The following is a 15399-nucleotide window of genomic DNA, read 5'->3' on the forward strand; positions in this document are numbered from 1 at the left end:
TCACAGTCGTCGTCCTTCCGTCGGCGTCTGGTTCCCCGCGGTGGTGACGGCGAGGGGAGTCTGGTACGGGCCCCGGCGGGGGCCCTGGTCCTGCGGGCCTCGACCCGGCGGGGCCTCGTGCGGCGGGCCGTGCGGGACGTGCGTGGTGCACACGTGGTCGCCGTGGGCCAGCGTGGCCAGGCGCTGCACGCGCGTGCCCAGGACCCGCTCGAACGCGCGCCGCTCGGCCTCGCACAGCTCGGGGAAGGCCTCGGCGACGCGGCGCACGGGGCAGTGCCCCTGGCACAACTGCGTCCCCTCGGCGCCTGTTCCGCCCCCCACCGGTCGGGCCGAGGCCGAAAAGCCCTGAGCGGCCAGGGCCTGGGCCAGGGCCTCGACGCGCTCGGATGTGGAGGCACCGGCCGGCAGGACGGCCGACAGGCGAGCCTCCAGCGCGGCGAAGCGCTGCTCGGCGAAGGCGGCGACGGCCTCGGGCCCCTGCACCTGGGCCAGGTAGGTCAGCGCGGCCAGGGCCAGGTCGTCGTAGCCGGCCGCCATGGAGTCGTGCCCGGCGGAGGAGACGACGAACTCGCGCGCGGGCCGGCCGCGGCCGCGGCGCTGGGCGGGGCGCGGCTCGCGCGTCTCCAGGACGCCCTCGGCGACCATCGCGTCCAGGTGCCGGCGCACCGCGGGACCGCTCAGGCCGAGCAGGGTGGCGATGCGGGCCGCGCTGACCGGGCCCAGCTCGGCCACTGCGGCGTGCACGCGGGTGCGCGTGCGCAGCTCAGCGGCGCTCTGCTCACCCCCGGCACGCGCCCGGGGTGAGGTGACCCTCACCATTTCCACAACGTCCATGTTACCTAAATGCTCCTCCGCGCGGAACGCGGGCCCCCGCCCGGCCTGGGCCGCCAGGGGTGAGGTGGGACACGTCCGCGACGGACCGCGGCTACTACCGCGGCTCGTAGACTCGTGCCCCGTGGCCGCCGCCCCCTCCTCCCCCACCGCCCCCGCGCCCGGCGACGCCGCGGACCTCGCGGTCGAGGCGCGCGCGCTGCGCAAGAGCTACGGCGGCACCGCCGTCCTGGACGGGCTGAGCTTCACCGCGCGCCGCGGCCGGGTGACCGCCCTGCTGGGCCCCAACGGCGCGGGCAAGACCACGACCGTCGCCTGCTGCGAAGGGCTGCGCCGCGTCGACTCCGGGACGCTTCGGGTCCTCGACCGCGACCCGGCCACCGACGGGGCCGCCCTGCGCCCCCGGGTGGGCGTCGTGCTGCAGGACGGCGGGCTGCCCACCGGGGTGGGCGCCCTGGAGGCGCTGCGCCACCTCGCCGGCCTGCACAGCGACCCGCTGCCGGTCGGCCCGCTGGCCGAGCGCCTGGGGCTGACCTCCTTCGCCCGCACCCGCGTGCGCCGGCTCTCGGGCGGTCAGCGCCAACGCCTCGCGCTGGCGTGCGCCCTCGTGGGGCGCCCCGAGCTGCTCTTCCTGGACGAGCCCAGCTCCGGGCTGGACCCGCAGGCCCGCCTGGCCGTCTGGGACGTGGTGCGCGAGGCGCGCGACGCCGGCGTGGCCGTGCTGCTGACCACCCACCTCATGGAGGAGGCCGAGCGGCTGGCGGACGAGGTCGTCGTCGTCGACCACGGCCGCGTGGTGGCCGCCGGGTCCCCCGAGGAGCTCACCCGCGGGGCCGCCGCCCTCACCTTCGGCGCGCGCTCGGGACTGCCCACCGGCTCCCTCGCCGCGGCCCTGCCCGCCGGGGCGGTGGTCGCCGAGCCCGAACCGGGGCGCTACGTCGTCTCCGGCGTGCCCGCGGACCCGCGCACCGCCGCGACCGTCACCTCCTGGTGCGCCACCCACGACGTGCTGCCCCAGGGCCTGGGCGCCGCCCGCCGTACCCTCGAGGACGTGTTCCTCGACCTCACGGGCCGGACGCTGCGGTGAGCGGCGCAGGCGTGGCCGCCTCCCCCGGGCGCAGCGGGCCGGCCGGCGGAAGCGTCCCCCGCCCGGCCCTCGACCTCACCCCCCGCGGCGGCGCCGCCCCCTTCCTCCGGCGCACCCTGCGCCAGGCCGGGCTGGAGGCGCGCGTGGCCCTGCGCAACGGCGAGCAACTGCTGCTGACCCTCGTGCTGCCGGTCATCGTGCTCGTGGCGGCGGCGCGCACCACGTCGGTCGACCTCGGCGAGGGCGACCGGACCTCCCTGGCGCTGGCCGGGGTGCTGGCCGTGGCGGTGGTCTCCACCTCGTTCACCGGCCAGGCCATCGCGACCGGCTTCGACCGCCGCAACGGGGTGCTGCGCCTGCTGGCGACCAGCCCGCTGGGCCGCGGTGGGCTGCTGGCCGGCAAGGCCGGCGCGGTGGCCGTCCTGGTGGCCGTGCAGGTGCTCGTGCTGTGCGCCGTGGCCGTCGCCTGCGGCTGGCGACCCGACGCCCTGGGGATGCTCGCGGCCCTGCCGGCCCTGGTGCTGGGGTGCGCGGCCTTCACCGCCCTGGCGCTGCTGCTCGCCGGCACCGTGCGCGCCGAGGCGACCCTGGCGGCCGCCAACTTCGTGTGGGTCCTGCTGCTGGCCGGGGGCGGCCTGGTGCTGCCCTCGCCCGTGCCGGCCCTCACCTCCGCGCTGCCCTCCGGCGCCCTGGGCACCGCGCTGCGCAGCGCCCTCACCGAGCACGTCGTGGCCGTCGGCCCGCTGCTCGTCCTCCTCGCGTGGGCGGCCGCGGCCGCCGCCGCGTCCGCCCGATGGTTCTCCTGGGAGTAGTGAGCACGACGTGGGACTGACCTCCACCGCCGCCGGTGCGGACACCCGGCCCCTCGCGCGCGGCGCGCTGGGCACCTGGAGCAGCCTCGTGCTGCTGCTGAACGTCCTCGGGGAGTGCCTCATCGTCGTGACGGGCGGCGTGGTGCGACTGACCGGGTCCGGTCTGGGCTGCCCGACGTGGCCGCAGTGCGTGCCGGGCTCCTACACCCCCGTGGTGGTGCAGGAGGAGGGCTACCACAAGTGGATCGAGTTCGGGAACCGCACCCTCACCGGCCTGGTGGGCCTGCTCGCCCTGGCCTGCCTCGTGGTCGTGTGGCGCAACCGGCGCCGCGACCTGCTGCCGTACGTGGGGCTGCTGATCTTCGGGATCCTCGCGCAGGCCGTCATCGGCGGCATCACCGTGCACACGGACCTGCACCCCGGCTTCGTCATGACGCACTTCCTGGTCTCGATGCTGCTGGTGACGGCCTCCACCGTCCTGTGGCGCCGCGGGCTGGAGGCGCCCGGTCCCCGGGTGACCGTCGTGCGCCGCGAGGTGCGCGGGGCGGCCTGGCTGTCCGCGGTGGTGCTGTACGCGGTCGTCGTCGTCGGCACGGTCGTCACCGGCTCCGGGCCGCACTCCGGCGACGCCGACGAACCGGCCCGCTTCAGCCTGGACCCGCAGTCCGTGAGTTGGCTGCACGCCGACCTCGTCATGGCCTACACCGGCCTGCTCGTGGGCCTGGTCGTCGCTCTGCGGGCCACCGGCGCCCCGCGGTCCGCCCGACGGGCCTCGGTCCACCTGCTGCTGGTGACGCTGGCGCAGGCCGTCGTCGGGTACGTGCAGTACTTCACCGACCTGCCCTGGGTCCTGGTGGCCGTCCACATGGCCGGCGCCTGCGCCCTCGTGGTCTTCCAGGTCCGCCTGCTGTGCGCCCTCACCGCCCCCCGCGAGGCCCTCTCCCCCGCCTCCCCGGCCCCTGCGGCCGCCACGGCCTGACGGGCCCGCTCCCGAGCGCCGGGCACCCCGTCGGGTGCCCGGCGCTCGCCGTCTCCCCCGCGGGCGCGTCGCCGTGGCCCGGCCCGCAGCCGGGTGGTGGGCGGGTGCGGTCAGTCACCCCGCCTCCGGTCACCTCTCCCCCGTGGCGCTCGGCAGAGCCGGGCCCGGCACCCGCCACCGCCCCGCCACGGCGACCACCGCGCCCCAGCGCCCCAGCGCCACGAGGACGAGACGTGACGAGCCCCCGCCGACCGGGAGGTGGTCGACGGGGGCCCGGGGCCGAGCAGCCTCAGAGGGGCCAGGCGATCCGCACGAACGGGTCCACCGCCACGGCGATGGACAGCAGCGTCAGGTAGGTGATGGAGCCGTGGAAGACGCCCATGGGGCTGATGCGCTTGAGCTGCTCGGCGGTTCCGGCGTCGCGGCCCCCGGTCTCCCGCTCGAAGCGGCGGGCGCGCCCGTGCAGGGCGATCGTCTGGGCCAGGAAGCCGGCACCGAGCACGACGGCTGCCGCGCCGTAGACCACGCCGGCACCGCCCACGGGCACCAGCAGCAGGGAGCACACCACCATCGCCACGGTGTAGGCCACGATCTGGCGGGAGACCGTGGTGGGCTTGGCGACGACGGGCAGCATCGGCACCCCCGCGTTGGCGTAGTCCTCGCGGTAGCGCACCGACAGGGGCCAGTAGTGCGGGGGCGTCCACAGGAAGATGACGCCGAAGAGCACGAACGGCGCCCAGTCCAGCCGGCCCGTCACCGCCGTCCAGCCGATGAGCACCTGCATGCAGCCGGCGACGCCGCCCCAGACGATGTTCTGGGAGGTGCGCCGCTTCAGCAGGAGCGTGTAGCCCAGGATGTACAGCGCGATGGCCGTCACGGCCAGCACCGCCGAGAGCACGTTGACGAAGGCGACGAACAGCGCCACCGACGCCAGGCCGAGGACCGCGGCGAAGGCCAGCGCCTGGCGGGGGGTGACCTCGCCGGTGACCAGCGGACGCTTCGAGGTGCGCTTCATGAGCGCGTCGATGTCGCGGTCGAAGTAGCAGTTCAGCGTGTTGGCGCAGCCGGCCGCGAAGGCGCCGCCGACGAACGTGGCCAGCACCAGGCCCAACGGGGGTGGACCACCGGCCGCGAAGACCATGACGGGGATCGTCGTGATGAGCAGCAGCTCGATGATGCGCGGCTTGGTCAGGGCGAGGTAGGCCGTGGCGCGAGGGAATCGGCTGGGTCCCCGGGGAGCCCCGCGCCGGCGTCCCAGCAGGGGCCGCGAGTGCGCAGGGGCGTCGGAGGGACGCGGGTCGACGACAGTCACAGGATCCTCTGGGCGAGGCGGTAGCGGGCACCGGCGATGCTACGCCTCTATTACGTCGTGTCGTTGTCCGGGGCGCGTCGTGGCGCCGAAGAGCCCGCCGACCGGCCGTGAGCTGCGCCACGCCGGGCTGCGAGTAGGCTCGGTCTGCAGTGATCCGCCGGTCCACCGGCCACCGCTCCGCGCGGAGGCCTCCGGCCGGCACCACTGACGACGACCGCGGGCGGACCGGGTCCCGTCGCAGCCCCCGGGCAGCGGCGCCGTGCCGCACCGGGACCGGTGACGGCGCCGGGGACGAACGACGCAGACAGAGAGCGGACCACGGCCGGTTCCCCCACCGCCCCGGCGGCGCTGGACGGTCAGCTGGTTCGCACGGGAGGAGACACGTGAGCCAGCAGAGCCTCGAGTGGAGCGACCTCGATCGCAAGGCGGTCGACACCGTCCGCGTCCTGGCGATGGACGCCGTGCAGCGCGCGGGCAACGGGCACCCCGGCACGGCCATGAGCCTGGCCCCCGTCGCCTACACGCTGTTCCAGAAGCTGATGCAGCACGACCCCGCGGCGCCCGACTGGACGGGGCGCGACCGCTTCGTCCTGTCCTGCGGGCACTCGAGCCTGACGCTGTACATCCAGCTGTACCTGGCCGGGTACGGCTTGGAGCTGGACGACCTGAAGGCCCTGCGCAAGTGGGGCTCCAAGACCCCGGGCCACCCCGAGCACGGCCACACCGCGGGCGTGGAGATGACGACCGGCCCGCTGGGCCAGGGCATCTCCTCCGCCGTCGGCATGGCGATGGCGGCTCGCCGCGAGCGCGGTCTGTTCGACCCCGAGGCGGCCCCGGGCACCAGCCCGTTCGACCACTTCGTGTACGTGCTGGCCTCCGACGGCGACATCCAGGAGGGCGTGTCCTCCGAGGCCTCGGCCATCGCCGGCGTGCAGGAGCTGGGCAACCTCATCGCGATCTACGACGCGAACCACATCTCGATCGAGGACGACACCGCCATCGCGCTCGCCGAGGACACCGGCAAGCGCTACGAGGCGTACGGCTGGCACGTCCAGACCCTGGACTGGACCAACGGCGGCGAGGGCCCCTACACCGAGGACGTCCAGGGGCTGTGGGACGCCCTGCAGGCCGCGAAGGCGGAGACCACCAAGCCGTCCATGATCGTCCTGCGGACGACGATCGCCTACCCGGCGCCGAACCTGCAGAACACCGGCAAGTCGCACGGCTCCGCGCTGGGCGAGGACGAGGTCCGCGCCACCAAGGAGGTCCTCGGCTTCGACCCCGAGCAGACCTTCGAGGTGCCCGAGGACGTCATCGCGCACACCCGCGCCGCCCGCGAGCGCGGCAAGGCCCTGCGCGAGCAGTGGCAGGTCCAGATGGACGCGTGGCGAGAGGGCGCCGGCGAGCGCGCCGAGCTGTTCGACCGCGTGAGCACCCGCACCCTGCCCGACGGCTGGGAGCAGGCCCTGCCCGTGTTCGAGCCCGGCAAGGCGATCGCCTCCCGCAAGGCGTCCGGCGAGGTGCTCAACGCCCTCGCCTCCACGCTGCCCGAGCTCTGGGGCGGCTCGGCCGACCTGGCCGAGTCGAACCTGACGAGCATGAAGGGCGAGCCGTCCTTCCTGCCGCCGAGCCGCACGACCAAGACGTGGGACGGCAACCCGTACGGGCGCACCCTGCACTTCGGCATCCGCGAGCACGCGATGGGCTCGATCCTCAACGGCATCGCGCTGCACGGCGGCACCCGCCCCTACGGCGGGACCTTCCTCGTCTTCAGCGACTACATGCGCCCGGCGGTCCGCCTGGCGGCGATCATGAAGCTGCCGGTGACGTACGTGTGGACGCACGACTCCATCGGCCTGGGCGAGGACGGCCCCACGCACCAGCCGATCGAGCACCTCGCCTCGCTGCGCGCCATCCCGGGTCTGGACGTCGTCCGCCCCGCGGACGCCAACGAGACCGCGTGGGCGTGGCGGACGATCCTGGAGAACACGGACCGCCCGGCCGGCCTGGCCCTGTCGCGGCAGAACCTGCCGACGTTCGACCGCTCGCAGGACGGCTGGGGCGCCGCCGAGGGCGTCGCCAAGGGCGCCTACGTGCTGGTGGAGGCCTCCACGGCCACGCCGCAGGTGATCCTCATCGGCACCGGCTCGGAGGTGCAGATCGCCGTGGCGGCCCGCGAGAAGCTCGAGGAGGCAGGCGTCCCGACCCGCGTGGTCTCGATGCCGTGCCGCGAGTGGTTCGACGCGCAGCCGCAGTCCTACCGCGACACCGTCCTGCTGCCGCAGGTGAAGGCCCGCGTCTCGGTCGAGGCGGCCGTCTCGATGGGCTGGCACGACCTGGTCGGCGACGCCGGCCGCGTGGTGGGCATCGAGCACTTCGGCGCCTCCGCGGACTACCAGGACCTGTACCGGGAGTTCGGCCTGACGGACGAGGCCGTGGTGACGGCCGCCAAGGAGAGCCTGGCCGGCCTGGAGTGACACCCGCCCCGAGGGGCCGCCCCCGGGCGGCCCCCCCGGGGCACCGGCGTCCCCGCCACCGCGCGAGGGCGCCAGCAGCGAGGGCGCCGTCCCGGCGCCCGCGGCGGACGAACGGAACGGAGAGATCCCGTGAGCAACAACCTCGAGACCCTGCGCCAGCACGGCGTGTCGGTGTGGCTGGACGACCTGTCGCGCGAGCTGACCGGTTCCGGCGAGCTTCAGCGGCTCGTCGATGCGGGTGTGCTGGGCGTGACGTCCAACCCGACGATCTTCGCCACGGCGCTGGCCAAGGGCGACGCCTACACCGAGCAGGTCAAGGAGCTCGTGGCGTCCGGCGCGGACACCGAGGAGGCGGTCTTCCAGATCACCACCGAGGACGTGCGCCGCGCCTGCGACATCTTGCGCCCGGTGTACGACCGCACCGACGGCCTCGACGGGCGCGTGTCCCTCGAGGTGGACCCGCGCCTGGCCCACGACGCCGCGGCCACGGAGGAGTCCGCCCGCGCGCTGTGGGCGGCCGTGGACCGGCCCAACCTCTACATCAAGATCCCGGCGACGGTCGAGGGCCTGTCGGCGATCACCACCGCCATCAGCGAGGGCATCAGCGTCAACGTCACGTTGATCTTCTCCCTGGACCGCTACCGCGCCGTCATGCAGGCGTTCCTCACGGGCCTGGAGCAGGCGCAGCAGAAGGGCCTGGACGTCTCGAAGATCGAGTCGGTCGCCTCCTTCTTCGTCTCCCGCGTGGACAGCGAGGTGGACAAGCGCCTGGACGCCATCGGCACCGACGAGGCGAAGGCGCTGCGCTCCAAGGCCGGTCTGGCCAACGCCCGCCTGGCGTACCAGGCCTACGAGGAGGTCTTCGCCACCCCGCGCTGGCAGGTGCTGAAGGAGGCCGGCGCCAAGGCGCAGCGGCCGCTGTGGGCCTCCACCGGCGTGAAGGACCCGAACCTGCCGGACACCCTGTACGTGACCGAACTGGTGGCGCCGAACACCGTCAACACCATGCCGGGCAAGACGCTGGACGCCACGATCGACCACGCCGAGGTCACCGGCGACACGATCCGCGGCTCCTACGGCGAGTCGCAGGCCGTCCTGGACGACCTGGAGCGCCTGGGCGTGTCCTACACCGAGGTGGTCGACCTGCTCGAGCGCGAGGGCGTCGAGAAGTTCGAGAAGAGCTGGACCGAGCTGCTGCAGACGGTCACCGACGAGCTCGAGCGCGTGAAGACCCAGGTCGAGGGCAAGTGAGCCCCACCCCGGCGGGCTCGAACCCGCTGCGCGACCCCCGCGACCGCCGCCTGCAGCGGATCGCGGGGCCGTGCGGGATGGTGATGTTCGGCGTCACCGGTGACCTGGCCCGCAAGAAGCTGATGCCGGCGATCTACGACCTCGCCAACCGGGGACTGCTCCCGCCGGGGTTCGCCCTCACCGGTTTCGCGCGCCGGGACTGGATCGACCAGGACTTCGGCAAGATCGTGTACGACTCGGTCCGCCAGCACGCCCGCACGCCCTTCCGCGAGTCGGTGTGGGCCCAGCTGGCCGAGGGCTTCCGCTTCGTCCCCGGCGAGTTCGACGACGACGAGGCCTTCGACCAGCTGGCGGCGACGGTCGCCGACCTGGACCGCGTGCGCGGCACGGGCGGCAACCACGCGTTCTACATGTCGATCCCGCCGAGGTTCTTCCCGGTCGTCGCCAAGCAGCTGGCGCGCAGCGGCCTGAGCGCCCAGCACGGCGACCAGTGGCGTCGCGTGGTCATCGAGAAGCCGTTCGGGCACGACCTGAAGTCCGCGCGTGAGCTGAACGCCGTCGTCGAGGACGTCTTCCCCGCCGACTCGGTGTTCCGCATCGACCACTACCTGGGCAAGGAGACGGTCCAGAACCTCCTGGCCCTGCGGTTCGCCAACCAGATGTTCGAGCCGCTGTGGAACGCGAACCACGTCGACCACGTGCAGATCACGATGGCCGAGGACATCGGCATCGGCGGCCGGGCCGGCTACTACGACGGCATCGGCGCGGCGCGCGACGTGATCCAGAACCACCTGCTGCAGCTGCTGGCGCTGACGGCCATGGAGGAGCCGGTCTCCTTCGACGCCGCCGACCTGCGCGCGGAGAAGGCGAAGGTCCTCTCGGCCGTCCGCCTCCCCAAGGACCTCGCCCGCTCCACCGCCCGCGGGCAGTACTCCGCCGGCTGGCAGGGTTCCGAGCACGTCAAGGGCTACCTGGACGAGGAGGGCATCCCCGCCGACTCCACGACCGAGACGTTCGCCGCCATCGAGCTGGAGATCGACACCCGCCGCTGGGCGGGCGTGCCGTTCTACCTGCGCGCCGGCAAGCGCCTGGGCCGCCGGGTCACGGAGATCGCCGTGGTCTTCAAGCGGGCGCCGCACCTGCCCTTCGAGCACACGGCCACCGAGGAGCTGGGGCAGAACGCCCTGGTGATCCGGGTGCAGCCCGACGAGGGCGTGACCCTGCGGTTCGGCTCGAAGGTGCCGGGCACCGCGATGGAGGTCCGCGACGTCACGATGGACTTCGGCTACGGCCACGCCTTCACCGAGTCCAGCCCCGAGGCGTACGAGCGGCTCATCCTCGACGTGCTGCTCGGCGACCCGCCGCTGTTCCCGCGGCACGAGGAGGTGGAGCTGTCGTGGAAGATCCTCGACCCGATCATCGAGTTCTGGGCACGCAACGGCAAGCCGGAACCGTACGCGTCCGGCACCTGGGGGCCGGCCTCGGCCACGGCGATGCTGGAGCGCACGGGTCGCGCCTGGCGGCGGCCGTGAGGGGCTCCGCCCGCGACACGGGCGCCACGACCGGACAGCACCTCGACGGGGAGCGGACGAAGTGATCATCGACCTGCCCAGCACGTCCACCAGCGCCATCAACAAGGCGCTGGTCGACCTGCGCGACTCCGGCGGCGCGGTCGCCCTCGGCCGGGTGCTCACGCTCGTCGTCGTCACCGACGACGCGCACGCCGAGGACGCCATCGAGGCGGCCAACGAGGCCAGCCGCGAGCACCCCTGCAGGGTTCTCGTGCTGGCGCGCGGCAACAAGCGCGGCGCCGCCCGCCTGGACGCGCAGATCCGCGTCGGCGGGGACGCCGGGGCCAGCGAAGTCGTGGTGCTGCGCGCCTACGGCCCCCTCGTGGAGCACGGCCAGACCACCGTGGTCTCGCTGCTGCTGCCGGACGCGCCGATCGTGGCGTGGTGGCCGGGCGCGGCGCCGGAGGACGTGGCGAACGACCCCATCGGACGGATCGCGCAGCGCCGCATCACCGACTCCGCCGAGGCGCGCGACCCGCGCAAGGCGCTGGAGCAGCGACGCGCCACCTACCGCGCCGGGGACACCGACCTGGCGTGGACCCGTCTGACCAACTGGCGGGCGCTGCTGGCCGCGGCGCTGGACCAGCCGCCCTTCGAGCGCGTCACGTCCATCACGGTGGCGGGTGCGCCGGACAGCCCGAGCACCGAGCTGCTGGCGGCCTGGCTGGCCGTGAAGCTCAAGGCCCCGGTGCTGCGCGCCCGCACGAAGAAGGGCACCGGCGTGCAGAGCGTGCGCCTGGAGCGCTCCTCGGGTCCGGTCGAGCTGGTGCGTCCCGACCAGAACGTGGCGACGCTCACCCAGCCGGGCCAGCCGGACCGCCGCATGGCCCTCGCCCGTCGCCTGGTCAAGGACTGCCTGTCCGAGGAGCTGCGCCGCCTGGACCCCGACGAGGTCTACGGCGACGTGCTGCGCGAGGGGCTGCCGAAGGTCGGCACCAAGGTGGTGACGGTGCGCACCGCGCAGGCGCAGGGCCGGCTGCGGCCGCCCGCGGAGACGGCCCGCGAGCAGGCCGCCGCGGAGGTGGAGTCCGCACGCGTGTCCCGGGCGATGAAGCGGGCCAAGCCCGGGGAACCCGCCGAGCGCGTCGGCGGCACCGCGGTCCCGAACGACGAGCACTCCGAGAACGCCCCCGACCGCGGGACCGCGTCGACCGGGGCGGTCGCCTCGGCGCGGCCGGCGGCTGCCGGCCGGGGTGCGGCCGCGAAGAAGTCCGCGGCGAGCGGGACCAGGACGGCGAGGACGACGACGGCGAAGGCCGCGACGAAGGCCGCACCCGCGAAGCGGGCCGCGGCCGGTCGTACCGCCAGGCGCACGACGGGCGGTTCCTCCTCGTGAGCACGCAGCCCCTCATCGTCGTCCACCCCGAACCCGAGGTGCTGGCGCACGCGACGGCGGGCCGGCTGATCGCCGCCGTCGCCGACGCGCAGGCACGCCGGGGCGTCGCACACGTGTCGCTGACCGGCGGGACGATCGGCGGCAAGACGCTCGAAGCGGTCGCCGCCTCCTCCGCCCGTGACGCGGTGGACTGGCACCGCGTGCACCTGTGGTGGAGCGACGAGCGGTTCCTGCCGGCCGGGCACGCGGACCGCAACGCCACCCAGGCGCGCCGGGCCCTGCTGGACGCGCTGGACCTGGATCCCGCGACGGTGCACGAGCCGCCCGCTTCGGACGGGCCGGACGGCGACGACCCGGACGCCGCCGCCGCCCGTTACGCGGCGGAACTGGCGGCGGCCGCCGGTGGTGCGGAGGTCCCGGCCTTCGACGTGCTGCTGCTCGGGATGGGCCCGGACGGGCACGTGGCGTCCCTGTTCCCGCACCACCCGGGTCTGGGGCGCGACGAGTCCAGCGTCATCGCGGTGCGCGAGTCCCCGAAGCCGCCACCGGTGCGGTTGTCGTTCACCTTCGGGGCGCTGGCCCGCGCCCGGCAGGTGTGGGTGGTCGCCTCCGGGGCGGAGAAGGCCGGTGCCGTCGCCCGCGGCGTCGCCGGTGAGGACGTCAGCAGCACTCCCGCCGCCGGTGTGCGCGGCACCGAGTCGACGCTGTGGCTGGTGGACGCGGCCGCTGCATCGGAACTGCCCGGCTGACCCGGCCGCGACCGGGAACGCACGAAGGCCCCGACCGGGAACGGTCGGGGCCTTCGTGCGGAACGGCGCGGAGGTTCAGCGGATGAGGCCGCGAGCTCGCAGACCTTCCAGGGCCTCGTTGAGGATCGCCTCGCCGTCGGCGTCGCTCCGTCGTTCCTTCACGTACGCCAGGTGCGTCTTGTAGGGCTCGTTGCGGGGCGGCGCCGGGGGGTTCGCCCGGTCCGTGCCGGCGGGGAAGCCGCAGCGCGGGCAGTCCCACGTCTCCGGCGGCTCCACACCCGACTCCTCGGAGAAGCTGGGCCGGGTCTCGTGCCCGTTGGCGCACCAGTAGGAGATGCGCACGCGGGGAGCGGTGTCCCCGCGTTCCGCCTCCCCCATGGGGCCGGCGCCGACCCTGCTACCCCGGATGGCGTTGCCACCTGCCACGTTGAACGTCTCCCCTCGTCCGCTGCTCGCGGTGCGGTGCTGGTTGTGCTGGGTGCTGGTGGCTCAGAAGTCGTCGGTGAAGCGCTGCACCAGGCCGAGCAGCACGATGGACACGAACCACAGCAGGGCCACCCCGACCGTGAAGCGGTTGAGGTTGCGCTCGGCCATGCTGGACCCCGACAGGCTGGTGGTGACGCCGCCGCCGAACATGTCCGACAGCCCCCCGCCCTTTCCCTTGTGCATGAGGATCAGCAGCGTCAGGAAGAGGCTGGACAGCGCCAGCAGGACCTGGAGCACGGTGCGGAGGACGGTCACGCGGATCCTTCATCTCGGGCCGGCCCGCACATCGGGCCGACCGGGTCGGGGCTGGACCAGGGTAGGCCATCGGCACGGCCGCCCGGTGGAACCGCGCGGCCGCGGTGTCCTCAGGCCGGGTGGTCGCGGTAGCGGACGATGCTGGCGAAGTCACCGGCGTCGGTGCTGGCCCCACCGACGAGGGCGCCGTCGACGTCGGGCTGCTTCATGATCGAGGCGATGTTGGCGGGCTTGACGCTGCCGCCGTAGAGGATGCGCACGGCCTGGGCGGTGTCGGCGTCGAACTGCCCGGCGACCGCGGCGCGCACCGCCTCGCAGACCTCCTGGGCGTCCTCGGGGGTGGCGACCTCGCCGGTGCCGATGGCCCACACCGGCTCGTAGGCCAGCACCAGCCCGCCGACCTGCTGCGGCGTCAGGCCCTCCAGGGCGGCGGTGACCTGCCCGACCGTGAACGCCACGTGCTCGCCGGCCTTGCGCACCTCCAGCGGCTCACCGACGCACACGATCGGGACCAGCCCGTGCTCGAGCGCCTTCGCGGTCTTGGCGCGCACGAGGGCGTCGTCCTCGCGGTGGTACTGCCGGCGCTCGGAGTGGCCGACGGCGACGTAGGTGACGCCGAGCTTGGCCAGCTGGGCGCCGGAGACCTCACCGGTGTAGGCGCCGGACTCGTGGGCCGAGAGGTCCTGAGCACCGAGGCGGATCTGGAGCTTGTCGCCCTCGATGAGCGTCTGCACGGTGCGCAGGCTCGTGTGGGAGGGCAGCACCGCGACCTCGACCGCGGAGTGGTCGTGCCGGGCGTCCTTGAGGGTCCAGTCCAGCTTCTGCACCAGCAGGGTGCCCTGCTGGTGGTCCAGGACCATCTTCCAGTTCCCGGCGATGAGCGGGGTGCGGGCCACGTGCGGTCTCCTCCTGGTGGGGGGCGGGTCGGTCGGCGTCGGGCCGGCTCGTCAGGCGAGCACGTCTCAGGCGAGCACGTCGAGGCCGGGCAGCTGCTTGCCCTCGAGGTACTCGAGACTCGCCCCTCCACCGGTGGAGATGTGGCCGAACTGCGAGTCCGCGAACCCGAGGGTGCGCACCGCCGCTGCCGAGTCACCGCCACCGACGACGCTGAACGCCGACGAGTCCGCCAGGGCCTGCGCCACGGCGCGCGTGCCGCCGGCGTACGGCTCCATCTCGAACACGCCCATCGGCCCGTTCCAGAAGACCGTCCGCGCGTCGGCGAGCTTCGCCGCGAAGGTCTCCGCGGAGTTCGGCCCGATGTCCAGGCCGAGGCGGTCGGCGGGGATGGCGTCGGCGGCCACGACGTCGTGCTCGGCGTCGGCGGCGAAGGCGGTGGCCGCCACGACGTCGGTGGGCAGGACGAGCTCGACGCCCTTGTCGGCGGCGGTGCGCATGTAGCCGGCGACGGTCTCGAGCTGGTCGGCCTCCAGGAGGGACTTGCCGACCTCGTGGCCCGCCGCCTTGAGGAAGGTGAACACCATGCCGCCACCGACGAGGACCCGGTCGCCCGAGGTGAGCAGGGAGCCGAGCAGGTTGTCGATGACGCCGAGCTTGTCGGAGACCTTCGAGCCGCCGAGCACGACCGCGTAGGGGCGCTCGGGCGAGGAGGTGAGCCGGCGCAGCACCTCCACCTCGGTGGCGACCAGTCCGCCGGCGGCGTGCGGCAGGCGGGTGGCGACGTCGTAGACGCTGGCGTGCCGGCGGTGCACGGCGCCGAAGCCGTCGGAGACGTAGGCGTCGGCCAGGGCGGCGAGGGAGTCGGCGAAGGCGCCGCGCTCGGCCCCGTCCTTGCTGGTCTCGGCGGCGTTGAACCGGACGTTCTCCAGCAGCACGAGGGAGCCGTCGCCCAGGGCCTCGACGGCGGCGGTGGCCTGCTCGCCCACGGTGACGGGGCAGAAGGACACGTCCACGCCGTCCAGGAGCTGGGCGAGGCGCGCGTGCACGGGGGCCAGGGAGTACTTCGCCTCCGGAGCGCCCTTCGGGCGGCCCAGGTGGGCGGTGACGACGACGCGGGCGCCGGCGTCCAGGAGCCGGCGCAGCGTGGGCACGGAGGCGCGCACGCGGCCGTCGTCGGTGATGCGGGGGGCCTCGCCGGTGTGGTCCAGCGGCACGTTGAGGTCGCTGCGCACGAGCACCCGCCGGCCGCGCAGGCCGCCGAGCTCGCGCTCGAGGTCGTCGATGGTCTTCACGGTTCCTCCGGTGGGGTGCGTCGAGCGGGTGCGGGCGGGCAGCAGTCACCGGCCCGGGGCGCGC

At 74.3% G+C, this 15399-nt stretch carries 14 protein-coding genes; 8 read left to right on the forward strand and 6 right to left on the reverse strand.

Annotated features, from left to right (window positions below):
* On the reverse strand, positions 1-819 hold the full coding sequence (locus ACRYR8_RS09735; protein WP_432484297.1) for a helix-turn-helix transcriptional regulator: 819 nt from the start codon (positions 817-819) through the stop codon (positions 1-3).
* A 136-nt stretch (positions 820-955) separates the two neighbouring features.
* Here ACRYR8_RS09735 and ACRYR8_RS09740 point away from each other — a divergent pair, with 136 nt between their 5' ends.
* The 3 genes from ACRYR8_RS09740 to ACRYR8_RS09750 all read left to right on the forward strand — a co-directional run bounded on the left by ACRYR8_RS09740 (position 956) and on the right by ACRYR8_RS09750 (position 3709).
* Complete coding sequence (locus ACRYR8_RS09740; RefSeq protein WP_432484278.1) at positions 956-1918, forward strand: ABC transporter ATP-binding protein; 963 nt, start codon at positions 956-958, stop codon at positions 1916-1918.
* The gene (locus ACRYR8_RS09745) at positions 1915-2730 is read left to right on the forward strand and encodes an ABC transporter permease (protein ID WP_432484280.1); all 816 of its coding nucleotides are present in this window, start codon (positions 1915-1917) and stop codon (positions 2728-2730) included. The genes ACRYR8_RS09740 and ACRYR8_RS09745 overlap by 4 nt, the downstream gene beginning before the upstream one ends.
* Positions 2731-2797: 67 nt before the next feature.
* Positions 2798-3709 carry a COX15/CtaA family protein gene (locus ACRYR8_RS09750; protein WP_432484298.1) on the forward strand — a complete coding sequence of 304 codons (912 nt, stop codon included), beginning with the start codon at positions 2798-2800 and terminating at the stop codon, positions 3707-3709.
* 289 nt (positions 3710-3998) lie between these two features.
* Here the strand turns inward: ACRYR8_RS09750 and ACRYR8_RS09755 are convergent, their stop codons facing one another.
* On the reverse strand, positions 3999-5021 hold the full coding sequence (locus ACRYR8_RS09755) for a heme o synthase (protein WP_432484281.1): 1023 nt from the start codon (positions 5019-5021) through the stop codon (positions 3999-4001).
* Positions 5022-5404: 383 nt separating this feature from the next.
* On the opposite strand from ACRYR8_RS09755, the gene tkt reads away from it, so the two are divergent.
* The 5 genes from tkt (at position 5405) to pgl (ending at position 12405) form a co-directional block, all read left to right on the forward strand.
* Positions 5405-7498 (forward strand): transketolase, encoded by a 2094-nt coding sequence (tkt, locus tag ACRYR8_RS09760; RefSeq protein ID WP_432484282.1) that lies wholly within the window; start codon positions 5405-5407, stop codon positions 7496-7498.
* 129 nt (positions 7499-7627) lie between these two features.
* The gene (gene tal, locus ACRYR8_RS09765; RefSeq protein ID WP_432484283.1) at positions 7628-8749 is read left to right on the forward strand and encodes a transaldolase; all 1122 of its coding nucleotides are present in this window, start codon (positions 7628-7630) and stop codon (positions 8747-8749) included.
* Entirely contained in the window at positions 8746-10281 is a 1536-nt protein-coding gene (gene zwf / locus ACRYR8_RS09770) for a glucose-6-phosphate dehydrogenase (RefSeq protein ID WP_432484284.1), read from the forward strand. Before tal ends, zwf begins: the two co-directional genes overlap by 4 nt.
* Before the next feature lie 61 nt (positions 10282-10342).
* The gene (gene opcA / locus ACRYR8_RS09775; RefSeq protein WP_432484285.1) at positions 10343-11656 is read left to right on the forward strand and encodes a glucose-6-phosphate dehydrogenase assembly protein OpcA; all 1314 of its coding nucleotides are present in this window, start codon (positions 10343-10345) and stop codon (positions 11654-11656) included.
* Positions 11653-12405 carry a 6-phosphogluconolactonase gene (gene pgl / locus ACRYR8_RS09780; RefSeq protein WP_432484286.1) on the forward strand — a complete coding sequence of 251 codons (753 nt, stop codon included), beginning with the start codon at positions 11653-11655 and terminating at the stop codon, positions 12403-12405. The genes opcA and pgl overlap by 4 nt, the downstream gene beginning before the upstream one ends.
* 75 nt (positions 12406-12480) lie before the next feature.
* Here pgl and ACRYR8_RS09785 read toward each other — a convergent pair whose 3' ends face one another.
* From ACRYR8_RS09785 to ACRYR8_RS09800, 4 genes are all read right to left on the reverse strand, one after another.
* A complete protein-coding gene (locus tag ACRYR8_RS09785) occupies positions 12481-12831 on the reverse strand; it encodes an RNA polymerase-binding protein RbpA (RefSeq protein ID WP_432484287.1) in 351 nt (116 codons plus the stop codon).
* Positions 12832-12894: 63 nt separating this feature from the next.
* Positions 12895-13146, reverse strand: coding sequence for a preprotein translocase subunit SecG (gene secG / locus ACRYR8_RS09790; protein ID WP_432484288.1), 252 nt, complete (start codon positions 13144-13146; stop codon positions 12895-12897).
* A gap of 110 nt (positions 13147-13256) precedes the next feature.
* Entirely contained in the window at positions 13257-14042 is a 786-nt protein-coding gene (tpiA, locus tag ACRYR8_RS09795) for a triose-phosphate isomerase (RefSeq protein WP_432484289.1), read from the reverse strand.
* Positions 14043-14108: 66 nt separating this feature from the next.
* Positions 14109-15335 carry a phosphoglycerate kinase gene (locus ACRYR8_RS09800; RefSeq protein WP_432484290.1) on the reverse strand — a complete coding sequence of 409 codons (1227 nt, stop codon included), beginning with the start codon at positions 15333-15335 and terminating at the stop codon, positions 14109-14111.
* Positions 15336-15399 lie beyond the last annotated feature (64 nt).

The sequence above is a fragment of the Kineococcus esterisolvens genome (assembly GCF_050871405.1).
GTDB lineage: Bacteria > Actinomycetota > Actinomycetes > Actinomycetales > Kineococcaceae > Kineococcus.